This is a genomic window from Paenibacillus sp. NPDC057886 (assembly GCF_042796655.1).
Lineage (GTDB): Bacteria > Bacillota > Bacilli > Paenibacillales > Paenibacillaceae > Paenibacillus.
In genome coordinates this window covers 14,439-37,284 of sequence record NZ_JBHVMZ010000016.1, presented here as the reverse complement: position 1 = coordinate 37,284, position 22,846 = coordinate 14,439, and the positions used below count along the sequence as shown (strand labels likewise).

General features: G+C 48.1%; 20 protein-coding genes and 1 riboswitch. Of the genes, 1 reads left to right on the top strand and 19 read right to left on the bottom strand.

The genetic code is table 11. The features are described 5' to 3' along the window. Positions 1–109: 109 nt before the first annotated feature. From yabN to pth, 7 genes are all read right to left on the bottom strand, one after another. Entirely contained in the window at positions 110–1,603 is a 1,494-nt protein-coding gene (gene yabN, locus ACFVQB_RS32850; protein WP_379449344.1) for a bifunctional methyltransferase/pyrophosphohydrolase YabN, read from the bottom strand. Between the two features lie 253 nt (positions 1,604–1,856). Further along, on the bottom strand, positions 1,857–3,557 hold the full coding sequence (locus tag ACFVQB_RS32845; RefSeq protein WP_379449342.1) for a putative polysaccharide biosynthesis protein: 1,701 nt from the start codon (positions 3,555–3,557) through the stop codon (positions 1,857–1,859). A gap of 191 nt (positions 3,558–3,748) precedes the next feature. Next, positions 3,749–4,291 carry a stage V sporulation protein T gene (gene spoVT / locus ACFVQB_RS32840; protein WP_024633717.1) on the bottom strand — a complete coding sequence of 181 codons (543 nt, stop codon included), beginning with the start codon at positions 4,289–4,291 and terminating at the stop codon, positions 3,749–3,751. Positions 4,292–4,608: 317 nt separating this feature from the next. Continuing rightward, the gene (locus ACFVQB_RS32835) at positions 4,609–5,754 is read right to left on the bottom strand and encodes a peptidylprolyl isomerase (RefSeq protein WP_379449338.1); all 1,146 of its coding nucleotides are present in this window, start codon (positions 5,752–5,754) and stop codon (positions 4,609–4,611) included. Then, a complete protein-coding gene (mfd, locus tag ACFVQB_RS32830; protein WP_379449336.1) occupies positions 5,738–9,265 on the bottom strand; it encodes a transcription-repair coupling factor in 3,528 nt (1,175 codons plus the stop codon). The genes ACFVQB_RS32835 and mfd overlap by 17 nt, the downstream gene beginning before the upstream one ends. Positions 9,266–9,548: 283 nt before the next feature. Then, a complete protein-coding gene (fin, locus tag ACFVQB_RS32825) occupies positions 9,549–9,779 on the bottom strand; it encodes an anti-sigma-F factor Fin (RefSeq protein WP_024633714.1) in 231 nt (76 codons plus the stop codon). Between the two features lie 98 nt (positions 9,780–9,877). Next, on the bottom strand, positions 9,878–10,438 hold the full coding sequence (gene pth, locus ACFVQB_RS32820) for an aminoacyl-tRNA hydrolase (protein WP_063567548.1): 561 nt from the start codon (positions 10,436–10,438) through the stop codon (positions 9,878–9,880). 327 nt (positions 10,439–10,765) lie between these two features. Between pth and ACFVQB_RS32815 the strand changes: the two genes are divergently transcribed. After that, on the top strand, positions 10,766–10,966 hold the full coding sequence (locus ACFVQB_RS32815) for a hypothetical protein (protein ID WP_024633712.1): 201 nt from the start codon (positions 10,766–10,768) through the stop codon (positions 10,964–10,966). A gap of 336 nt (positions 10,967–11,302) precedes the next feature. On the opposite strand, the gene ACFVQB_RS32810 is transcribed toward ACFVQB_RS32815, so the two are convergent. From ACFVQB_RS32810 to ACFVQB_RS32755, 12 genes are all read right to left on the bottom strand, one after another. Continuing rightward, positions 11,303–12,256 (bottom strand): ribose-phosphate diphosphokinase, encoded by a 954-nt coding sequence (locus ACFVQB_RS32810; RefSeq protein ID WP_017691370.1) that lies wholly within the window; start codon positions 12,254–12,256, stop codon positions 11,303–11,305. A gap of 101 nt (positions 12,257–12,357) precedes the next feature. Beyond that, positions 12,358–13,749, bottom strand: a complete 1,392-nt coding sequence (gene glmU / locus ACFVQB_RS32805; RefSeq protein ID WP_379449404.1) for a bifunctional UDP-N-acetylglucosamine diphosphorylase/glucosamine-1-phosphate N-acetyltransferase GlmU — start codon at positions 13,747–13,749, stop codon at positions 12,358–12,360. A 393-nt stretch (positions 13,750–14,142) separates the two neighbouring features. Continuing rightward, positions 14,143–14,427 carry a septation regulator SpoVG gene (gene spoVG, locus ACFVQB_RS32800; protein ID WP_017691372.1) on the bottom strand — a complete coding sequence of 95 codons (285 nt, stop codon included), beginning with the start codon at positions 14,425–14,427 and terminating at the stop codon, positions 14,143–14,145. 188 nt (positions 14,428–14,615) lie between these two features. Next, entirely contained in the window at positions 14,616–15,443 is an 828-nt protein-coding gene (purR, locus tag ACFVQB_RS32795) for a pur operon repressor (RefSeq protein WP_053778929.1), read from the bottom strand. Positions 15,444–15,541: 98 nt separating this feature from the next. After that, complete coding sequence (ispE, locus tag ACFVQB_RS32790; protein WP_379449330.1) at positions 15,542–16,396, bottom strand: 4-(cytidine 5'-diphospho)-2-C-methyl-D-erythritol kinase; 855 nt, start codon at positions 16,394–16,396, stop codon at positions 15,542–15,544. Positions 16,397–16,545: 149 nt separating this feature from the next. Next, positions 16,546–16,722: a small, acid-soluble spore protein, alpha/beta type gene (locus ACFVQB_RS32785; protein WP_053778930.1), complete on the bottom strand. Its 177-nt coding sequence runs from the start codon at positions 16,720–16,722 to the stop codon at positions 16,546–16,548. A gap of 236 nt (positions 16,723–16,958) precedes the next feature. Beyond that, positions 16,959–17,234: a biofilm formation stimulator Veg gene (gene veg, locus ACFVQB_RS32780; RefSeq protein WP_053778931.1), complete on the bottom strand. Its 276-nt coding sequence runs from the start codon at positions 17,232–17,234 to the stop codon at positions 16,959–16,961. 153 nt (positions 17,235–17,387) lie between these two features. After that, positions 17,388–18,284 (bottom strand): sporulation peptidase YabG, encoded by an 897-nt coding sequence (gene yabG, locus ACFVQB_RS32775; RefSeq protein ID WP_379449325.1) that lies wholly within the window; start codon positions 18,282–18,284, stop codon positions 17,388–17,390. A gap of 59 nt (positions 18,285–18,343) precedes the next feature. After that, the gene (rsmA, locus tag ACFVQB_RS32770; protein WP_379449323.1) at positions 18,344–19,246 is read right to left on the bottom strand and encodes a 16S rRNA (adenine(1518)-N(6)/adenine(1519)-N(6))-dimethyltransferase RsmA; all 903 of its coding nucleotides are present in this window, start codon (positions 19,244–19,246) and stop codon (positions 18,344–18,346) included. A gap of 4 nt (positions 19,247–19,250) precedes the next feature. Next, positions 19,251–19,796, bottom strand: coding sequence for a ribonuclease M5 (gene rnmV, locus ACFVQB_RS32765; protein WP_379449319.1), 546 nt, complete (start codon positions 19,794–19,796; stop codon positions 19,251–19,253). A 155-nt stretch (positions 19,797–19,951) separates the two neighbouring features. Then, positions 19,952–21,136, bottom strand: coding sequence for a resuscitation-promoting factor (locus ACFVQB_RS32760; RefSeq protein WP_379449316.1), 1,185 nt, complete (start codon positions 21,134–21,136; stop codon positions 19,952–19,954). Positions 21,137–21,409: 273 nt separating this feature from the next. After that, positions 21,410–21,663, bottom strand: a riboswitch (cyclic di-AMP (ydaO/yuaA leader). A gap of 241 nt (positions 21,664–21,904) precedes the next feature. After that, entirely contained in the window at positions 21,905–22,675 is a 771-nt protein-coding gene (locus tag ACFVQB_RS32755; RefSeq protein ID WP_379449313.1) for a TatD family hydrolase, read from the bottom strand. Between the last annotated feature and the right edge of the window lie 171 nt (positions 22,676–22,846).

The window sequence follows — 22,846 nt, the reverse complement described above, 5'->3', positions numbered from 1 at the left end:
CTCCGTTAATCACACGCTTTCTCGTGCAACCCGCCCGAGATGCTTCGACGACACGATACGCATGATGCAACTAATGATATCGGATCAGCGCCCAAAATGCCAGAACCCTTTACAGTCCAGCCTTCTTCGCTGCCTGCCAGTATTGCTCCATTTCATCGACATTGCTGTCTGACGGAGTTCTCCCCTGTTCACGCAGACGCTCCTCGATATACTGGAAACGCTGAATGAATTTCCGATTGGTGGCGGCAAGCGCCTCCTCCGGATCGGTATCAATAAATCTCGCCACATTGGCAGCCGCAAACAATAAATCACCCAGTTCCAGCTTCCGTTCTTCCGCAGACTGGTTATGCTGTACTGCTTCTTTTAGCTCTGCCAGTTCTTCCTCAATCTTGGCAAAGACACCTTCTACATCATCCCAATCGAAGCCAACTTTGGCCGCTTTTTTCTGTAATTTGTACCCTTTCATCAAGGCAGGCAAGTCACGGGGAATACCGTCCAGCACGGAAGTCTGCTGCAGATCCTGTCCCTTGCGCTTTTTCTCCTCTGCCTTCATCTGTTCCCAGTTTTGCAGCGCTTCATTCGCATTCTCTGCCTGTTGTTCGCCGAATACGTGCGGATGACGGAAAATCAGCTTGTCGTTCAATCCTTCAATAACGTCGTACACGTTAAACGTGCCAACCTCTTCTTCCATCTGGGAGTGCAGCAAAATCTGCAACAGGAGATCACCCAGCTCTTCCTTCATGTGATCAGGGTCATCTTCATCAATCGTTTCGATGACTTCATAGGTTTCTTCAATCAGGTTTTTACGAATTGACTGGTGGGTCTGCTCCTGATCCCATGGGCAGCCGCCTGGACTGCGAAGGATATTTACGATTTCATGCAGTCGCGCGAAGGAGCGTCGACGAAGCGCGTCATCCGTATTTTTCGGCACATATATCAATGAGAGATTACCATACCCTTCAATCCGGTCCAGATCATGCAGCGGTACCTTGTGAATGATCTCCTGTCCCTGTACACCCAAGGCATGTCCGACAAATACCGGATAATCGTCAGGGTAAACGTCCATCAGGCACAGTTTTACGTCGGAAGCGGTAAACACATCATATACTTGTCCAATCAAGGTATGTAGCTGTGGCTGCACCAGCTCCGTGTTCAGACTGCTGGCATCAAGAAGCTGAAAACCTTCAATCGGATCGAATCCAAGACGAATAAATGCCTCATCCAGAAAGCTCTCCCCGCCCATGACACGCAGCGAAATGCCCATTTGTGGGCAGCGCTCCTTCAACAGGCGTACACTCGCTTCAGCGACCATGGGATGCCCTGGCACGGCATAAACAATCTCGGTACCTGGCTCGCCCTTTTGTGCGGCCTCAATCAGCCGATCTGCAATTTCGTCGTACACTTCCGGAAAAGAATCCTTCGCCTCATAAATGGCATCGAAGGATGTCATCTCCAACCCTTCCTGCTTGAGATCATTCAATACGGGATGATCCAGTGTGCGCACATACAGCGTCGCTGCATGTTTCATTTTTTTGATGATCCCTACCGTCAGCTGATCTGCATCTCCAGATCCAAGACCAACTACTGTCAAAGCTGCACTCATCTTTATAAGCCTCCATCCGAACTATCCTGTTCCAACTTTCCGTCCTTGATCAAAACCAATCGTAGACGGGCCGTACATAGTACAGAACAGGGCTCTATAATTACACGTATTATACCAGAATTAGACGTTATCCTATAATTGCATTTGCATATGACACGGTGTGACACATTCAACCTCTGCTGCTCCGCTTTAGAATGTGAGAGCCGGGTTGAATGGCTGGCGTAGCGCTAAGTGTAGCAGCGCAACACGGGGGTTAGCGCAGCACACGCAGTCTGCGCAGTAGCTTGGCCAGCAGTGGCCCCAGCTTGGGCACGGCCGCCAGCTCCGCGGCGGTCAGCAGCCCCGTTCGGGCCGCGGCCAGCAAGAACACGGCCGAGCCTGCGGCTATGCCAAGCAGGCTCACGCCCATCGCGGCCAGCCGGCGGTCGGCCGCGATACCGATGCCGCCGAGCACTGCTTCGGCTGCCCAGGCCGTGCCTGCCGCCGCCAGGCTCATGGCGGCGATCACCAGCGCCGGCTTCGCCATGACGGCGCCGGGGGCCGGGCGCAGGGCGACAAGTCGCGCCAGCAGCGCCACATTCAGGCCAGCCGCCAGCATGTAGGCGACTGCGCCTGCCAGGGCCGCGCCGCTGATGCCCAGCGCGGGCACAAGCATGACGTTCAGCAGCGCCTTGACGCCTGCGGCGGCCAGCATGCTGAACGCGGGTGCGCGCACGGCGCCGAGGCCTTGCAGCAGCGCCGCCGCAATAATGCTGACGGTGCTGCCCGCAGCCGTCAGCGCCATGTACCGCAAGGCTTCGGTGCCTGCGGCATCCCCGTACAGCATGCGGTTAATCGGCTCTGCCAGCACCGCTAGACCTGCGGATGCCGCCAGGCCGATCAACCAGAACCAGCGCAGCGCGAGGCCTGCTTGCTGCCTCACGGCTTCCGGCCCGCCCTTAAGCCGGGCTTCGGCCATCGCCGGAATAAAGAGCACAGACAGTGACGTGGCCAGCATCGTCACCAACTGAACCAGTGGCAAGCCCCGGTTGTAAATTCCGAAGGACACCATGGATTGAAGCTCATCCAGCCCTTCTCGTCTTAACAACCGGGGTACCGTAAAGGTATCCACCAGATTCATCAATGGCACGGCCAGTGATCCGAGACAAACCGGAATGGCATAGATCAGCAGTGTCCGAATCCACTCACCGTTGGATCGCCGCTCTTCGGACAGAAGGCTGCTCCCCCCGCTGCGGTGTTCTTTGGTTTTCTCCATTTGCCCAGCTGTCTCAGCATCTTTCATAACAGCGAGCCTTTCCCCATTTTTCCGTCGATGATGGTACACATATCCAAGCATTGTAACTAACCCGGCAAACCCTCCTGCCACTGAACCAATCATGGCTCCAGCTGCAATGGTCTCCAATGAAGCGTCCCGCCCCATGAGCCATAACAACAGAACAATCATCACCGTGACCCGTACAGTCTGCTCTACCACCTGGGATACCGCTGTAGGCACCATTTGCTGCAACCCCTGGAAATATCCTCGCAATCCTGTCATCACCGGTACAAACAACAATGCCATTGAAGCTGCCCGAATGGACGATACGACACTTCCATTACCAATCAGACCTCCAATAAGTGGTGCACCTATATACATCAACAAGGCCAGCGCCAGTCCAATTCCACCGAGCAGCATCGAGGATAAGCGTATAACCCGTCTGCCCTCCTCCGGTCGACCAAGAGCATTCTGCTCGGCTACGAATTTGGATACAGCGACAGGCAGCCCGGCAGCCGCAACGGTAATAATGAGCATATAGAACGGGTACACCGTATTGTAGATGCCAAAAACACCGTCTCCCCCCAGATTCTGCAGCGGAATCTTCTGAAAAGCACCAATGATTTTGGATATTATGGCGGCAAGCCCAAGCACAAATGCGCCCTGAAGCAATCTTGAGCCTGTAGACGACTGTTTCATATGTCCCTCCTGAGTATGTCCGTGCATTCATTCCTCAACGTATACCTAGCTATTATACCTGTCCAAAGGCGCACAGACTAACCCTTCAAGGCGTCCTGCCCTTCAGGACATCATCCACACTGTCTACAGTTCCCCTAAAATGCAAAAACTCCTGGTTGCCCTTAGGGCACCAGGAGTTGATCTGCATATTTTTATTGCTCCATCTGTTTGCCAAGGAACCCGGCAGCCGTCTCAGACATTTTAATTTCCATCTGAGACATCTTCACCGATTCATCCTTGTTGAAAAGGATAACCGTTCCGATGGGGTCGCCACCCGAAATGATTGGGGCGATAACAAAAGATGATAACGTCTCGTCATGATCTTTGCTCAGCTCATAAGAACCATTGTTGGTCTCCAAAATCGTCTTCCGGTTTTCCATACAACTCTCCAGCAGTGGCCCTACCTGCTTGTCCAGATACTCTTTCTTGGAGCCACCTGCCACCGTGATAATGGTATCACGGTCAGAGATCATTGTTACATGGCCTGTGCTTTCATACAGCGATTCTGCATATTCTTTGGCAAAATCACCAAGTTCGCCAATCGGCGAGTATTTTTTAAGAATAACCTCTCCATCGCGGTCCACAAAAATCTCAAGTGGATCGCCTTCACGGATACGTAACGTACGGCGGATTTCTTTCGGAATGACCACTCGACCGAGGTCATCAATACGGCGGACAATACCAGTAGCTTTCATTTCACATGTTGCCCCACTTTCTCGAGAAGATTTTTCAACTACTGTTCCTTAATGGGTAGAGGAAAGTCCCAGAACGTTTAGTGTGATATCTTGACCATAGTATTCATCTGTTCCCATTTCCTTATACATACTTTGGAGAATATAGTTGTGTAAACTTCCACAGAAGGCGACCATGTACCCACTTCGCTCCATAGATACAAGGAAAAGCAAGAGGGGGCCTTAAGTCCCCCCTTGCTTTTCTGTATGGTTGTCCATATTTGAACCGTTCAGTGTATCACCCAGACAAACGTATTTGCTGAATGTATGCACTTGTTTTCTTACTTACCGCTTGTATCTGTACCTTCACCTGTTTTTGTATCTTTGTCGGTTCCAGTTGTTCCTTGATCCGTTTTGGTATCCGTACCCGCATCGGTTTTTTCACCCTCAGTACCTGTTTCCGTTCCTGTACCGGTTGTGCCTTTAGTCGTGCCTTCTTCAGCCTTGTCTGTTTTTGGCAGTTTTACTTCTTTTACGATTTTGTCCAGTTCGCTGGTCATGAATGTGTCGATCTCAGCAGCGGCCAATTGGCTTTTGAGTGTTTCCTTTTGTTCAGCAGTCAATTTCGTGTAGTCCGCTTCTGTACGTTTTTCTACTTTCATGATGTGATAACCATATTCAGTTTCTACAGGATCACTGATTTTGTTCAATGGCAGCGTTTTGGCAGCTTCCTTGAACGCATCTACCCAGCTGGCTACAGGTGTATCTTCATACAAGCCACCTTTTTCTGCAGAACCTGTGTCTTCGGAGTATTTCTTCGCAATTTCAGCAAAGTCTGCTCCGCCGTCCAATTTGGCTTTCACTTCTTTCGCAAGTTTCAGAGCATCTTCCTTTTTACGCTCTTTTTGCGTTTTTGGATCAGTAAAGTTGATCAGTACGTGGCGAACAGACGCCGTTGTGAACTGATCTTTATTTTTCTCAAATTCAGCTTTAATCGCATCTTCAGTAACGCCAGTTTCTTTGTCCTTGATTACCGTCATGATGCGAGTCATGTAATCCTTAATGTTCTGGTCTGTAAGATTCTGAGCTTTCAGCATCTCAGTCCATTGATCAGCTTGAACAGAAGCTTTCATTTTGTCGAATTGCTCTGTCGCTGTTTTGGCACCCTCGGTTTTGGCTGCATCACTTGCTTTGCCACTCAAATATTCATAAGCAACTTCCTGTTTTACCAGGTACTCCTTGAAATCATCCATATCCATCATTTGTGCATATTCCGGATAGAGGAATTTCATGACCCGTTGCTCCATGTCAAATTCATTGGCTGTAATTGTACCGCCTTCATACGTAGCGACTACAGCACTTGTATCCTTCGTTTCTGGTGCTTTTGCTTCTTCCTTCTTGCCACATGCAGCAAGCAGTGATAAGGACAGTACTGCTACCATACTCACAGACAGTACTTTCCCTGCTTTTTTATACTTTGCTAACATCCTTTAGTTCCCCCTTTGATTTAAAAGCACTTTTCATGGACTCCAGAAATTTCTCTACCAGCTCCATCAGTTGCTTGTCCCCAAGCCCTTTGCCTTTGACATGAATAAGCATATGGGGTCCTTGTTCAAATTGTACACGTCTTTCGAACTGATTTCCAATGTGTGCGATTTTTGAGAGCTCAAAGGCATGTTCACGGCCTTCGTAGAACTTCACTATAAGATCGTCACCGCGTTGGGAAATCGACTCAATGCCGTAGATCTTGCCATAGACCTTCAGTCTGGCTACCGCCAGCAGATTGATTACGGCTTCCGGAAGGTCACCGAATCGGTCAACCAATTCGTCTTCCAGTTCCATTGCATCGTCGAAGGAGGCAATAACCGCCACTTTTTTATAAATTTCAATCTTCTGAATACTGTCATAAATATAATCAGACGGCAAGTACGCATCGATACTGAGATCCAGCGTTGTATTCCACTGATCAGATGGCACCGGCTCTTCGCCGAGCATTGTAACTTTACGTTTGTTGATTTCCTCTGCCAGCATCTGAGAATACAGATCGAATCCGACAGACGCAATGAAGCCGTGCTGTTCAGCTCCGAGCAGATTGCCCGCGCCACGGATCGACAAATCGCGCATCGCGATCTTGAATCCCGAACCCAGTTCGGTGAATTCCTTGATCGATTGCAGACGTTTCTCAGCAACTTCAGTCAGCACTTTGTCCCGTTGGTACGTAAAATAGGCATACGCAATCCGGTTGGAACGACCTACCCGTCCACGCAGCTGATACAGCTGGGAGAGTCCCATTTTGTCCGCGTCATGCACGATCAGGGTATTTACGTTAGGAATATCCACCCCGGTCTCTATGATGCTTGTGCTGACGAGTACGTCGTATTCACCATCCAGGAAGTCCAGAATGGTCTTCTCCAGCTCCGTTTCCGACATCTGGCCATGCCCCACACCAACCTTGGCTTCAGGCACCAATTCGGAAATTTCCGCAGCCATCTCCTGAATTCCCTGCACACGGTTATACAAGTAGTAGACCTGACCGCCACGAGCCAATTCACGTTCAATGGCTTCACGAACAAGCGCCTGACTGTGTTCAACGACATACGTCTGTACCGGAAAACGGTTTTCCGGCGGTGTCTCGATAACCGACAGATCCCGAACGCCCAGCATGGACATGTGAAGGGTACGCGGAATCGGCGTCGCTGTCAGTGTCAGCACGTCCACGTTTGTTTTCAGCTTTTTCAGTTTCTCTTTGTGCGTTACACCGAAGCGCTGCTCTTCATCTACAATTAACAGGCCAAGATCCTTGAAGACAAGATCCTGTGACAATAATCGATGGGTACCGATGACGATATCAACGGTGCCTGCCTTAATGCCTTTGGCCGTCTCATTCTGTTCTTTACGTGAACGGAATCGGCTAAGTACATGAATGTTGAATGGATAACCCGAGAAACGCTCACGGAACGTTTCATAATGCTGCTGCGCCAAAATGGTTGTAGGAACTAATACAGCAACCTGTTTCCCCTCAATGGCAGCCTTAAATGCAGCACGGATCGCAACCTCGGTTTTGCCGTAACCGACATCTCCACACAATAAACGGTCCATCGGGCGATTTTGTTCCATATCCTTCTTGATTTCTTCAATTGCACGGACCTGATCACGTGTCTCATCATAAGGGAACATGTCCTCGAACTCCTGCTGTTCCGCAGAGTCTTTGTCGAAGCCGAAACCTTTTGACGTCTGGCGTTCCGCATAAAGCTTGATTAGATCATCAGCAATATCCTGTACAGATGTGCGGACTTTATTTTTAACCCGTGTCCACTCATTGCCGCCCAGCTTATATATTTTCGGCTCTTTCTCTTCCGAACCGACATATTTCTGAATCAGATCAATCTGCTCAATCGGTACAGACAGTTTGTCTCCACCTGCATAGAGAATATGCATGTAGTCCTTGTGAATACCGCCAACCTCAAGTGTGCCGATCCCGAGATATTTACCAATCCCGTGATTCTGGTGAACGACATAATCGCCCACTTTCAGCTCACTATAGGATTTAATTCGTTCAGCATTATCCACATTGCGAATCGGTTTGCGCACTTTGCGCTGCTTCTGTGAGAACATCTCGCCTTCGGTAACGACAGCCAGATGAATGGATGGCATCTCAAATCCGGTTTGCAGATTACCAATAAGCATTTCCGGCTCAGGGATATCATAGTCCATGAGTACCCGGCGCATGCGATCAAGTCTTTCCTCACCGTTAGCCAGCATGAGCACCTGAACTCCAGCTTTCTGCCAGCGCTCCATCTCTGCTTTGAGCACGTTCATCTGACCATGGAAGTCCTGCATCCCACGGCTGATAAAGTTGAGGATATTCTGCGGCTGGGTATGAGGAACCTGACGTAAAAAGATGGACATAAACAGCGTCTGGAATGGACGTTCATAGATCAGATCATCCCCATCGGCTGACAAATGCAGGTCTGGAAGGGTCTTCCCGTTTTGCATCAAGTGCAGATTCCACTCCGACTCATCCCGGTCAAGCTGTTTCGACGTCTCCGCGAGCCTTGCTGGCTCGTCAAGTACAAGCAACGTATCTTCAGGCATGTAGTCGTAGATCGTCTTGTTTTCCGGATAGAGCGGTGAAATATATTTATACATTTCGGAGAAATACACATGCTCCCGCAGAAGTTCGATCTCGCGATGAATTTCTTCTCGCAGACGCAGCTTCGCCTGCCGGTCCGTCATTTTCTCCAACTGTTGGTCAAGCAAAATAACGGCTGCCTCCGCAGCCTTCTCCATACGTTCGCGATCTGCAATTAACTCTTTGCACGGCAGTACCGTCACTTCGTCAATTCGTTCAATGGAACGCTGGTCTGCAGGATCAAATGTCCGAATGGAATCGATCTCATCGTCGAATAATTCCACACGATACGCAATGGACGATGTAACTGGATAGAAATCAATAATTCCTCCACGGACGCTCATCTCGCCGCGTGATTCTACACGCTCCACGCGTTCATATCCGAGCTTCACCATCTCCAGCAGGAAGGAATCGAGCTCCAGCGTACTGCCTTGTTTAATTGTAATCTGAGCATTAGCCATCACTTCTGGAAGTGGAACATAGCGCCGTACCCCGGAAAATGGGATAACAACAACGCCCCTGAATCCCTGGGCGCAACGGACCAACACATCAATACGCTGACCCAATGTTTCCGGACTGGAAACAGCAGCTTCAGCGGCAACAAGTTCGTTGGCAGGATAGAGCAGCACCTGATCCGGTGAAAGCGCTTCCTGTAAATCTTCTGCGATTTTTTGAGCGGAAAACATATTGTGTGTCACAACGAGCAGCGGTCGGTTCATTTCCTGATGTAAGGCAGCCAGCATAATCTGACGCGCCGATCCGGATAAACCCGAAACCAATTGCTCTTTCATGCCGGATGTAATCCCGGCCGTAATGGACCCGAAGTCCGGATCTTTGGAAAAAGCCTGTATAAGTGCTTGTAACAAAAGGGGCACCTCTCTTATAACTTACTTGAGTATCTCACGCCTGCGCGCAGGTTCACCATTTTAAAATTGGATACAAATTCCTTTTTGTCCTGTTTCATCATAAAGGATTAATCGCTTCTTTGCCACATCCGTTTGATGTGGCTGAGGGTGAATTTGAATAGAGTCTGGTTTCATCCCAACTGAAAAGAAGCCTCAGCAGGCTGCCAAGGCTATAAAGGTGGAGCGGTATTCCGCATCCGCCATCATCTGTCATAAGTTCTTGTTCTTGCTGCGGGCGAGATAACTATTGAAGCGGGCTCGCAAGCAGGCTCAGCTCAGGATTAAACTCCAAAGCTTCTTTGCAATAATCACATGTAATCCTAACGGTTATATCGCCACCGGAATTATACGCTATTATATCCCTCCGCTCGTCGGGGGTCAAGAAATGAAAGCCCAATTGCGCTTCCGTTATCCGGGCAGAATCGATTCGTCCAATAAATGTACGGCAATGCCTGCACACATAATTCACTGACATTTTTATGCCTCCTGAACATGGTTTATACGTCCAGTATGCCCATTAAGATGGAATCGAACCCGGATCTTGATCATTTTTCCAGTGTCACTTGCAGCGGTTCACCCGTTGAACTTGGCCATCGTCTGCTCAAACGTATGATCCAGACTATACTCCAATGCATCACAGGTCTGTTCGATCGTTTGATCGAGCGCTTCCTTCTCGTTCTTCATAAACTTCGACAGTACGTAATCTACAATGGCATGTCCCGGTTCTGGTCGGGATATTCCCATCCGTACCCGGTTAAACTGCTGAGTACCGGTATGCTGGATAATCGATTTGATTCCATTGTGACCACCCGCACTACCTTGGTAACGCAATCTGACTTTGCCTGTTTCTGTGTCCATGTCGTCATAGACGACAATCAGGTCTTCCAGACTAACTTTATAAAAATCCATATAAGCCCTTACCGACTCACCGGACAGGTTCATAAACGTCATTGGTTTAATCAGCACCGTTTTGACGCCACCGATTACACCTTCTCCAATCAGCGCCTTACATTTGCTCTGCGTTATAGAGATATTATGACGCTCTGCAAGACGATCAAGTGCCATAAAGCCGATATTATGACGGGTTTTAGCGTAGTTCGGGCCTGGATTTCCGAGGCCGACAATCCACTTCATCTTGTTCCCTCCTTCGGATCAGCCTAAGGTGAAGCATAGACTTCGAATGTTATATTTCATATAATATCAACAAAGTGAGATTCGAATTGGTTATATAATTTGAACTAAAGAGTATTTACACTGGCACTCCGATGACAGAACAACTTTCCGATCGCTGTTATCCCCAGATTTTTTTGATTTCTATATGAAAAGGGAAAATCCGGGGATAAAGGCGAACGCTTCGCTTCTTCAAGTTATTTCTGTCCTCTCCGTTATCGTGTAAATGTTTAGTTAATCTTATATAGTGTTTACATTTATATTTCATCAACCCAGGAAGGTGAGCGGGTTTTGCGCGAAGACAACGGACAACTGACTCAACATAGCGATTTTATCTATCATCTGGAATATCACGTACCTGTACAGGTATATGACCGCGACACCCATATTGAGATCGGACTAATCACACGTTTCGATAATCAATTTGTCGAAATTGCCGACACTCTTTTTCATCGGCGCCGGTTCCGTTTTATCTCCCGCCCCGGGTATTAACTATATAAGTTGAATAAACAATTTTACACTGAATCACTGCGCGTGCAGAAACATCTTCCGGTCGCTGTTATCCCCAGATTTTTTGATTCCCTTTTCATAGGGAAAATCCGGGGATAGCTTATGCTTCCGAAGTAGCTTTCTTGCAGAAAGCTTTCAGGCGAACACTTCGCTTCTTCAGATTTTTTCTGCCCTCTCCGTTATTGTGTAAATTAGTAGTTCAGCTTATATGGACTGACCAGCGTCTGTTTCACTTTTAATAAAACGGCACGCCGACAGGGGTTACATTTTCCGTTGATCCGGAAAACGTAACCCCTCTACTACTTTATGCAGACATCCTTATTCAATTTCAAACAGCTTGCTGATTGACAATTCCTCATGAACCCGGATAATGGCTTCCCCGAGCAAAGGTGCTACAGACAACACTTTAAGTTTGCTTGTCGGGTTAGCATGCGTAATTGGAATGGTATCTGTTACGATAACTTCCTTCAGTGGTGCATTCTCCAAGCGTTCCATCGCCGGTCCGGACAATACCGGGTGAGTACAGCAAGCGTATACTTCCTTCACGCCGCCTTCCATCAGAGCATTAGCTCCCAGTACAATCGTTCCCGCCGTATCAATGATGTCATCGATCAGAATGGCTGTTTTACCTTCGATGTTACCGATAATGTTCATCACTTCGCTGACATTCGGCTCTGGACGACGTTTGTCGATAATTGCGAGAGGTGCATTCAGGAAGTCCGCCAGTTTCCGAGCGCGTACTACGCCGCCGTGGTCAGGCGATACAACAACCGGATTTTCGATCTGTTTCGAGCGGAAATATTGAGCCAAAATCGGCACGCCGAGCAGATGATCGACTGGAATATCGAAGAATCCCTGAATCTGCATTGCATGCAAGTCCATCGCGATTACACGGGTTGCACCCGCTTTTTCGATCAGATTGGCAACCAATTTGGCTGTAATCGGGTCACGCGAACGGGCCTTGCGGTCCTGTCTAGCATAGCCATAGTACGGAATAACGACGTTAATCGTCTTGGCAGATGCCCGTTTAAGTGCATCAATCATAACGAGCATTTCCATCAGGTTGTCATTAACCGGCAAGCAAGTAGACTGTACGATATAGACGTGACAGCCCCGAACACTCTCAGAGAGTTTCACTTGGATCTCACCATCACTGAAGCTGGTTGTGTGAGATTCACCCATAGGAATTCCGATATAATCAGCAATTTGATGGGCAAGCTTGGGGTTAGAATTGCAAGTAAATATTTTTAATTTCGAATCAAAATAAGTCATAAAATAAAAACCCTCCGTGCTGGTTCATTGGAATCTATAAGCGTCTGCGACATGTCGGCACCCCCCGATGTTCGGGAGGCAATTCTTAATATCAATACCCCTTATTCGGGTTTGGCATTTTGTTTCTTGGCTTTGGCACGACCGCGAATTTTCTCCGCATATCCAGGTTTGTTCTCCTGGCGTGGGCGGGCAATTGCGAGATCGTTGTCGGGAACGGAATGGGTAACGGTAGAGCCCGCAACAACATATGCGCCTTTTCCTACCGTGACAGGTGCAATCAGATTGACATTGCTGCCTACGAACGCATCGTCTTCTATCGTCGTTACAGCTTTATTATATCCATCATAATTCACCGTTATTGCCCCGCATCCAACATTTACGTTTTTCCCTACTTTAGCATCCCCTATATAACTGAGATGAGATACTTTGGAGCCTTCATCAATTGTAGCATTTTTCACTTCAACAAAGTCACCAATTTTTACGTTGCGGCCCAGTTTGGTACCTGGACGCAAATAAGCAAATGGACCTACGGTTGCTTCTGATCCAACCTCGGCCTGTGACAGTACAGAATGCTTGATTGTAACTCCATCCTGAATATTACTGTCTTCCACATCTGCCTGAGGACCAATATGGCATGCTTCACCAATGGTAGTCATACCTTTGAGTATGGTACCCGGATACAATACCGTATCTGATCCAATGGTAACATCCGCCCCGATATATGTCGATGCCGGATCGATGATCGTAACACCGTTCAACATATGTTTTACCGCCAAACGTTCACGCATGAACGCTTCTGCTTGTGAAAGGGCAAGTCGATCATTAACTCCGATGGATTCCGCGATATCATCTGACATGTAGGCTTCCACCACTTCTCCATCATTACGGAAAATGCCAACCACGTCAGTGAGATAATACTCTCCCTGAGCATTCTGGTTTGTCACTTTCTCCAGAGCAGCAAACAACTTGGCATTATCGAAGCAATACGTACCTGTGTTGATTTCGTTCACAGCATCTTCCTGCTCCGTGCAATCCTTCTGTTCCACAATGCGCTGTACAGAACCATCTTCTCCGCGAATGACGCGGCCGTACCCTTTGGGATTGTCCAGTTCAGCTGTAAGTACCGTTGCTGCCGCTCCGCGACTCTCATGGAGCTTCATCAGTCCTTCCAGCGTCTCGCTGGTCACAAGTGGTGTATCTCCACAGACAACAATGGTTGACCCTGCTTCACTGCCGAGCAGAGATTTAACCTGCTTCACCGCATGTCCTGTTCCCAATTGTTCAGCCTGAAGCACGTACTCTGCTCTGGAACCCAAAAATGACTGCACCGCTTCGGCACCGTGACCGACCACGACAACGCTGCGTTCAACGCCTGCGCGAAGAGCTGCATCCAACACGTGACCCACCATTGGTTTACCGCATACGGGATGCAGTACTTTGTACAATTTCGATTTCATCCGTTTGCCTTGCCCTGCCGCAAGAACGATTGCCATTCTTCTCAAAATTTACGACCTCCTGTTCTGAAAAACCCATCGTTTGACCTTACCTGTATATATCCGATGAGTAACGTTCAGCCGGCCTTGCGCCGGTCTTGTTCATCGCCTGCTGTCTCTGTAATCACGCGTAACAACGCGGACACCAACAAATCGTGACCTATATGTATACGCCGTGTACCTGCGAGCTTAACCGATTCCCATGATTCCTAAGATGCCGCCCTGTTACCAAGCGCACGCTGCGCTTTTTGTTCTTTCAACATTTTGCAACATTTAAGCTGCGAAAATGCTCTTCTGTGAATAAACTCAATACTGAATATATCTTATTCCGGTCAAAAAGAAAAGAGAGCCATAAGACATGGCTCTCTTTTCCTTCGAACCCCAATAATGTTCTCAGGCACCTTCTTCAATGACTTCTTCCTCAGTTGCTGCGCGATCATACTCAGTCAAAACAGCTGCTTGAATCTTCTCGCGAGTACCGGAAGAAATCGGGTGGGCGATATCACGGAATTCTCCGTCAGGAGTCCGCTTGCTCGGCATAGCAACAAACATTCCGTTATTGCCATCGATGACACGAATGTCATGAACGACGAATTCGTTATCGATGGTAATGGATGCGATAGCCTTCATTCTCCCCTCAGAGTTAACACGGCGGAGTCTGACATCCGTAATTTGCATGTGTGTGTTCACCACCTTTTTCCATCAGAACTTGGTGTATAATTCCACACAGCCTATACGAACTCCTTCTTTTTATAACCACAAAAATGTCCTAATTTCAGGAATTTTTTTATTTAATACACAATTCGACAATGTTAGTGCCAGGTCGATGGAAAAGAACCTTTCCCGACATGTAATTCGTCATGATTCTACAGGTCAAAATAGTTGCCAGGCTTGACGGAAATGTGTCTGCTCTTCGCATCAACCGCCGTCAGCTTCGCCAGAGATATGTAATCCGTCAGCAGTCGTTCTTCCGAATCGACCGATCCAGATTCTACTAATACGCCTACCCCGGCTACCGTGGCATTAAACTCGGCCAATAGGTCGATCATCCCTTGCACGGTCCCCCCGGCTTTCATAAAATCATCTACAATGAGCACTCTGGAGTGCTCACGCATTGCCCTGCGAGATAGGGACATGGTATGTAGGCTTTTATGGGACCCGGATACATAATTGATACTTACGGCCGATCCTTCCGTAGCCTGATGGTCCCTGCGCACGAGCACTACAGGCAGGTTAAGCTGGGCTCCGGTCGCATAAGCAAGCGGAATCCCTTTAGTCTCGACCGTCATCACCACATCAATATCCATATTGCCAAAGGCCGTTGCAAAAATCTTGCCGGCTTCATTCATCAATGCGGGCTGTCCAAGCAGGTCGGACATGTACAGGTACTCACCAGGGAGTATCCGATCGGGCTGCGCGAGCTGGGTAGAAAGTCGTTCTGCAAAAGCCAGTGCCAGTTCTCTGGACACCTTTGGAATCCACTTTACTCCCCCAGCCGCTCCAGCCAGTGTATGCAGTTCTCCCGAACCACCTTCTTCGAACACTTCCTTGATAATCGCCAAATCTTCACTGATCGACGACTTCGCAGCTCCATAGCGTTCGGCAAATGTGGTCAACGGAATAACCGTATGCGGTCTAGACAATAAGTACTGCGTCATTTCAACCAGCCTTGCGCTTCGTTTTAATTTCTTCACAGAGATCCATCCTCACGATCACGGAAAACATCCAAATCCGAATAATTATTTAAAAATATACCACCTTTATACGTGTTTGTACATTATAAAAGCGAATTTTAAGTTAGCATACGTACGGCATACACTTCTTTACAGAAGCCTCGCAGTCCATTGTAGATCCGGGCAACCTTGGACTCCTTGGAGACCAGTCCAAACACGGTTGGACCACTACCTGACATTAATACTCCGTCTGCTCCGAGCCGAATCATGGCATCTTTCAAATGCTGAACTTCCGGATACAGCTTCAACGTTACGTCCTCAAGCACATTCCCCATCTGCCCGCACACTTCGGCAAAGGATTGGTTGCGAATAGCCTGCTCCATTTGGGCAGCACTCGGATGACGAACAATCTTGTCACTGCGGAAACGTCCATACACGTCGGCTGTGGACACATTAATCGGTGGCTTGGCCAAGATCACCCAACATTGCGGGGGATTTGGCATCGGTGTCAGCTTCTCCCCACGGCCTGTGGCGAGTGCTGTTCCGCCTGTAATGCAGAAAGGCACATCCGAGCCCAGTTCAGCTCCAAGTTCCTGTAGCTCTTGATCCGGGATGTTGAGACGCCAGAGGCGATTCAATCCACGCAGCGTTGCTGCTGCATCACTGCTGCCACCAGCAAGTCCGGCGGCCACCGGGATTTTCTTGTCCAGATGAATATGAACTCCGGTTCTCACGTCATAACGCTCTTTGATGAGCCTAGCTGCCTGAAAAGCCAAGTTCTTCTCATCCAGCGGGATATATCCCGCCTGACTGGAGATAAAGATCGTGTCACGAGGCAACTCAGACATTTCGAGTCGATCGGCAAGATCCACCATCGTCATGATCATCTCAACTTCGTGAAATCCATCTCTTCTTTTATGTAAAACGTCTAGCATCAAATTGATTTTAGCAGGCGCTTTTTCGTAAATTTTCAAGGCGTTCACCCGTCCTCACCTTTTCCCTAAGACAACTTAACATATTATATCAAAATGGGGCTGTCAAGTCATTTCTATTCCGCATCCATGGGGAAAAAGCGAGGTCATTCCTGCCGGATTGCCCCGCTCTCCAAACCGATTGAACCGGATTACGATTTACGTGCCGCTTCTTCCGCAAGTTGAATGGCCCGTTTCACCATATTGCCTGCATCCTTCGCTTTGATCCCGCCCCAACCTTCCTGCTGGACGGTATCATAGAACCCCAGGTCTTTTGCCAGTTCATTCTTGAGTTCATCTGACATTACACTTCTTCTTCTCCGGCTCATAGATCATCCTCCTCCAAATATGATAAGTCCATTCGAATACGGGACTATTTGCCCCCAAGTCAGGTTCATTTCCTTTGATCTACTTAAGAAATATGCCTTGAACCTGTCCAAATAGTATGCCGCTTCTTCGCCAGACTCATTCCTGACCATATATGGCTCCCCGATGAATCGAGCGCGATTTTCCAAAATAAAAAAAGCGACCTGCCCAAGGGGGCAGAATCGCCGTAAATCGATACTTACGTCTCCATGTAGGAGCTATGCGTCTGGCTGCCTGGATCAAATACCATGACTTCCACCGATTCCGTAAGTATATCAGCATAACTGTAGGATACTCGCTTGAAAGTTTCTTGCTCCTCATCAAGCTTGACAATAAAAACAGAAGGGTACGTTTCTTCCAATACACCCGTACGCTCAATGGTCTTACGGCGGCCACCATTAGCCCGCAGCATAATTTTCTGACCGATATGTGCATCGAGATTGCGTTTGATATCCAATAGCGTATTTTTAGCCATTGTCGACGACCACCTCTTTTCTTGTCCATTATACCGGATTTTACAGTCATTGTCAAATCAAAACTAATTATTATATCAGTATCAAAAAGTTGTTGTCAATGAATTTTTTTGCAAACAAAAAAAGCCCCTAAATGGGACTTTCTTCTGCCATCTTTAGACGGCTGATGGATTTACTTTTAACGTGGATAAATCGTTCAATCCGGGCAGACCTACCCGATAACTTCCCCGTGTCTCTACGCCGCCCACACCCTGGCTACCACTAATCGTGTTATGCAGAACGTCATTCATGTTCACCGTTTCCCGCACCGACGTGAAGGCTGCCTTGGCTGCCACATAGACCGGGTCAAGGGCGTGAATGAGAATTCTGCCTGGTGAACTGGCAAAGTTCGCTCCAGCCCGCAGCAAGGCCTCAAAGTGGGACTGACACGCACCAGCTACAATCGTTAGCGCATCGAGATGACGTTCATATTGCCTAGCCACCTGAATAGCTGATACGAAGTTCTGCGAATTCTTGTAGCTTCCCAGACTATATAAGTCATAGGGCTGACGAGTCTTGAGTACCCCGTCATGACCAGTAATGACAACGATATCTGGACGCACTTTGGGCAACAGACGATATAAAGTGTCCGCCATGGCAGACTCATGTACATATTGCCCCTCCGCGGGAACACGAAGCTGCTCATAAAGGTTCATGCTTTTTTTTAGATAATTAGGATCGCCATCCAAGTGCAGCACTTTGCCAGGCATCTCGAAATAAGCGGGTTCTTGTTGAACAGACCATTCCTGAACTATACCTTCACGATTGCGCTCGGCCTGTTCCATTCGATTCTGCTGCAGGCGTGAGAGCGTCTGATGTGCCTTCACATGGGCCTGCCTTGTTTTGGCACTCTGCGGTTCATAAGGAACCTGTATCAAATCGTCCACAGGGGAATCGGCTAACAGCCGGAACTCGGTCCCTTTAATGATGGCACCGTCCGACTGAAGGCCTTCCACCCGAAAAGTCACATCTCCACCGTATGACTTTCGAACGACCAAGTCTCCGATATTCATCAACATAATCACCTCTACCCCATCGTATGGGCAGAAACCCGGATTGGTTCATCCGAATTTTACAGAGCTGCGCGTACCCCGGCTTCCCACATTACGGTACTGAGTGTCGCATACTCCTGCAGGCTCAAAGTTTCTCCTCGTCTTGAAGGTTGAATGCCGGCCTGCTCCAACAGCTGATCAGCCTGTTCTCTGTTCTCTTTCGTGAAGAAACGAGCTTTCAGATTATTGGAGATTGTTTTTCTACGCTGCGCAAAGGAAGCCTGTACCACTTCGAAGAAATGTGCCTCGTTAGGAATTTCAACCGGCGGTTGCTCACGCACCTTCAACTTGATTACAGCCGACTCTACATTAGGCTGGGGAATAAAGACCGTCGGTGGCACAATACAGACCAATTCCGGCATACTGTAGTACTGAACCGCAATGCTGAGACTGCCATAGTCCTTTGATCCTGGTGAAGCAGCCATGCGTTCAGCCACTTCCTTCTGAATCATGACTACAATGCTGTCTACAGGCAGCTTCTCTTCGAGCAGCTTCATCATGATTGGCGTCGTTACATAATAAGGCAGATTGGCAACAACACTCACTTTATCTACCGTTCCAAAATCCGTGCGGAACAAATCAGCCAGATCCAGCTTCAGCACATCCCCGTGATGCACACGAACGTTCGGATAAGGCTGCATCACTTCACCCAGAATCGGGATCAATCTCTGATCAATCTCTACAGCCGTTACAGGACCGGCTACCCGAGCCAGACGTTCTGTGAGTGCGCCAATACCTGGTCCGATCTCAAGTGCGCCCTTGGACTCGTCCAGATCAGCTGCATTTACAATTTTGTTCAATATATTTTGATCGATCAGAAAGTTCTGACCCAGGCTCTTCTTGAATGAAAATCCGTGTCTTTGAATAATTTCTTTGGTTCGTTTGGGTGTTGCAATCTCTACGGTTTCTTCCATGCCTTTCATACGCTCACAATCCTTCACGTTCAATTTGCGATAATGCTTCGGAGAACTCTTCCCGGGTAATCTGGAATACACTCAACCGCTTGTGGAACTGCTTGCCGTTGCAATAACCAATGCCCAGCAAATTGCCCATCTCCATACGACGTGCAGCAGCTTGTGGGTGCACAATCAGTCCCGCCGCAATCAGATCCTCCCAATCGATCAGACTGGGTGCGCCTTCATATGACGTGTGCACGCGTGCCAGTGCATGACGAATGGCCTCCGGTGAGGCGTTCTCCACTCCGATGTCACCTTTACGAGTAGCATCGGCCTCCGGAATAAAAGCATGCTTGCAACCAGGCACTTTATTGGCGATGATTTTACGAATACGTTCACCAGCATGATCCGGGTCTGTCAGTACGATAACACCACGTCTCTCTTGAGCAAGTGCAATCCGCTTTAGAATGCGCTGGTTGATGGCCGATCCACCAGTTTCGATCGTATCTGCCTGAACCGCACGTCGAACGGCTACGGTGTCGTCACGGCCTTCCACCACAATCACTTCTTTTATCATGTTCCATTTCTTCCTTTCTAACGCAAAAAGAAGAGGAATATCCTCTTCTCTGCCAAAAGGCGGGGGAGACTGAATTCAGACCCCTCCGCCGCATATTCCGCATGAATCATTCATGCAACTATTTTATAGCATTCCCAATTCAAAGTAAAACGATTTTAGTTCGCTTCCGGCTTCACCGGACCAATTACATATACCGTCTTGCCTTTCTTCCGTCCGAAGTTCAGGGCATGCTTCACACTATCATAATACACATCAATTTTGTTGCCTTTAATGGCACCACCTGTGTCTTCCGCACGACGGAAGCCAAGGCCCTCGATATACACCCACCAGCCAATTGGAATGACTTTGGGATCAACTGCAATGGTACGTCCCTCGGTTACCCGAGTACCTGATGCTGTTTTTGTGCCGATACCGGGCTCTTCAGAAGAGTATGCCGTCATGGATACATTTTTCAAAACTTTTGAATATTTAAAAGAACTGCCTGAGACGGTAATCACTTTGCTGCCCGAGGCAGCGGTTTCCTTCGAGTTCGTGGTTGTTGCTGTTTTTGTCGTGGAAGTCTGCGCCGATACCGTCTGAATCACTGGCTCTTTCACAACAGGTTTGACTTTGGTACCAACGGCGATCACTTTGTCGACGCGATTCGTTGCGACCGATTTACCCACCATTTTTTTGGAGACCAATTCTCCATCCTGGAACACCTTTTCAATATGCTGTACAAGTGTGCCTTCTTTACCGTTCACAACGACACGATTGTCGCCTTTGTACAAGCTAGGGTCAGCCGTTTTGATCACTTTATAAGCGATCGGCTGTTCCACTTCCACCGTACGCTTTGTTACCCGCACTACACGAATTTTCATATCCGCTTCAATGGTGGTTCCAAGCGCAGGATATACTTTGTCTTCACTCGCAATCTGAATACCTGATTTTTTAATCGCATCTTTTACCGATGAATCGGTTGTATACAGAGTCTTGGTGTCCCCGTCTGCCGTAATATTAACTGGAACGGCCCGCTCAATAACGATGCGGTCTCCATCTGTGATGGCCCCATTCAAGGGCATGGATACCTGATCGTGAGGGCTGACTGTGATTGACTGCTCCTCCAGCATTTCCTGAAGCATTCCTGTACGAGTCTCTACCGCTTGAGCTTTGCCATCAATAACCAGTGAAATTTGTTTCCCGGCCTGACCGTAAACGACTAACAAGATCATGATTGTAAGCGCAATTGAGAAAATCGCGATCAATGCCATTTGACGCAAGTTCTCATGCTTCCACCGCAACGCGAAAGACTTACTGGATGATCGTGACTCATGGGTCTCTTCTGGTTGGAATGTGCCCACTTCTCCGTCCTCCTTCATAGCCTCGCCGTCTAAAGTAATGCATGATGTCTTTGACGCGACTATACCAAATTTTCTACAGAACACAGATCGGACCAACATAATCCGGTTCTGCACCATGAATCAATCTTCGCAACATGATGTCATCCTCCTGAATACTTACCGTATGATGACAGTATTTCTTTTATTCAAAAACAAAAAAGCCAAAGAAAGAGTTTAAGAGGAACTCTTTCGTGGCTTCCGAATGATTCTGAATATCGGAAATTCATGCACGAGGTTGCCTCTCTTTTTCCGCTTGCGAGGTTAGCTGTCGGGTTCGGGCGAAAGAGAGCCGCCCTATCTCCGGTCATCCGCTCATGGCGGACGCCCTTGAATTCACCCCGAGACCCAAAGAAGAAATCAAATACGGCTTCGCAGATTCATACGCTGCTTTTGGGTCAGCGCATGTTGCGCATCGGCTGCAATCACCGATGTTTAAGCCCTATTGGTTCCCCCGCTCTCCGTTAACGGAGACTCAGCGAGACTGATTCATGAAAGTAATGTTGTTTCATCGGAAAGTGTCCCTTTGTTCATCCCCCGAACATCTATCCAATTTTCCGCACAACAATTCACTGAAAAGATGATATCCTGTTTCTATGCATGTTGTAAAGCGTTGTTCAAGTACGTTTTTCTAAATATTTGGTTAAAATATTGTAATATTCTTGATTTATTTGGATCAAAAAGCAAATTAACTCCGCTTAACTCACTTTTTCACCCGTTTTGCTCGATATTTTAACGAATCCCAAATCGTTCCATGGCATTTTTGGTCGTTATTGCTGCAATTTCCTCTACCGAAATGCCTTTAATTTCCGCAGCTGCTTCTGCAACCAGACGTACATGCGCTGTCTCATTTCGTTTTCCACGATAAGGGTGAGGTGTCAAATAAGGCGAGTCTGTCTCGATGAAAAATCGGTCCATAGGAACCTTCTCAAGTACCTCTTTGGGCTGCTTCGCATTTTTGAACGTGATGGGCCCTCCGAAGGATAGATGAAAACCCAAATCCAGGCACATTTTCGCCGTTTCCCAGCTGCCAGAGAAGGAATGCATGACACCGCCTACTTCTCCAGCTTTCTCTTCACGCAGGATCTTTACAATATCCTCATGCGCATCCCGGTTGTGAATGACAATCGGCATATTCAACTCACGGGCCAGACCAATTTGTTGTCGTAATACGCGATGTTGAACCTCTTTCGGTGAAGTGTCCCAATAATAGTCTAGACCAATTTCACCAATGGCTACCACTTTTTCATGCTTGCATAAAGATGCAATCCATTCCAGATCACCCTCCTGCATCGTGATTGCATCCACTGGGTGCCAACCTACCGCAGCATATATAAAATCATAGGTTTCAGCCAGCTTCATCGTGGATGGAATGGTCTCCCGGTTAAAGCCCACGTTAATCATGCGACCAACGCCTGCATCCACAGCACGCTGAATCATTTCCTCGCGGTCCTCGTCGAATTGTGGTGCATCCAGGTGTGTATGTGTGTCGAACAACATCATGCTGTATTTCTCCCTTCATGTCGAATAAACGACGATCTCTTTTTAATCCATCCTGCGGATCTTAACCAGAACATTAATATTACTAATTAGATCATGCTTTTATCTATATTTCATTCCAATAGTTCATTCAGCACAACATGTAGAGCGAACAAGTTCTTTCATATCTATATG

What these genes read in the sequence shown, in the direction of transcription:
- ACFVQB_RS32845 (WP_379449342.1), bottom strand. Translation starts at nt 3,557, where the DNA reads ATGAAACAGTCGTCTACAGGCTCAAGATTGCTTCAGGGCGCATTTGTG.
- ACFVQB_RS32755 (WP_379449313.1), bottom strand. Translation starts at nt 22,675, where the DNA reads ATGATGTTGTTCGACACACATACACACCTGGATGCACCACAATTCGAC.
- fin (WP_024633714.1), bottom strand. Translation starts at nt 9,779, where the DNA reads ATGTCAGTGAATTATGTGTGCAGGCATTGCCGTACATTTATTGGACGA.
- ACFVQB_RS32785 (WP_053778930.1), bottom strand. Translation starts at nt 16,722, where the DNA reads ATGAGCCGGAGAAGAAGAAGTGTAATGTCAGATGAACTCAAGAATGAA.
- yabG (WP_379449325.1), bottom strand. Translation starts at nt 18,284, where the DNA reads ATGAATATCGGAGACTTGGTCGTTCGAAAGTCATACGGTGGAGATGTG.
- glmU (WP_379449404.1), bottom strand. Translation starts at nt 13,749, where the DNA reads ATGGCAATCGTTCTTGCGGCAGGGCAAGGCAAACGGATGAAATCGAAA.
- veg (WP_053778931.1), bottom strand. Translation starts at nt 17,234, where the DNA reads ATGGCTAAAAATACGCTATTGGATATCAAACGCAATCTCGATGCACAT.
- rnmV (WP_379449319.1), bottom strand. Translation starts at nt 19,796, where the DNA reads ATGATAAAAGAAGTGATTGTGGTGGAAGGCCGTGACGACACCGTAGCC.
- spoVT (WP_024633717.1), bottom strand. Translation starts at nt 4,291, where the DNA reads ATGAAAGCTACTGGTATTGTCCGCCGTATTGATGACCTCGGTCGAGTG.
- pth (WP_063567548.1), bottom strand. Translation starts at nt 10,438, where the DNA reads ATGAAGTGGATTGTCGGCCTCGGAAATCCAGGCCCGAACTACGCTAAA.
- yabN (WP_379449344.1), bottom strand. Translation starts at nt 1,603, where the DNA reads ATGAGTGCAGCTTTGACAGTAGTTGGTCTTGGATCTGGAGATGCAGAT.
- ACFVQB_RS32810 (WP_017691370.1), bottom strand. Translation starts at nt 12,256, where the DNA reads ATGACTTATTTTGATTCGAAATTAAAAATATTTACTTGCAATTCTAAC.
- rsmA (WP_379449323.1), bottom strand. Translation starts at nt 19,246, where the DNA reads ATGAAAGGCATGGAAGAAACCGTAGAGATTGCAACACCCAAACGAACC.
- ACFVQB_RS32835 (WP_379449338.1), bottom strand. Translation starts at nt 5,754, where the DNA reads ATGTTAGCAAAGTATAAAAAAGCAGGGAAAGTACTGTCTGTGAGTATG.
- spoVG (WP_017691372.1), bottom strand. Translation starts at nt 14,427, where the DNA reads ATGCAAATTACGGATGTCAGACTCCGCCGTGTTAACTCTGAGGGGAGA.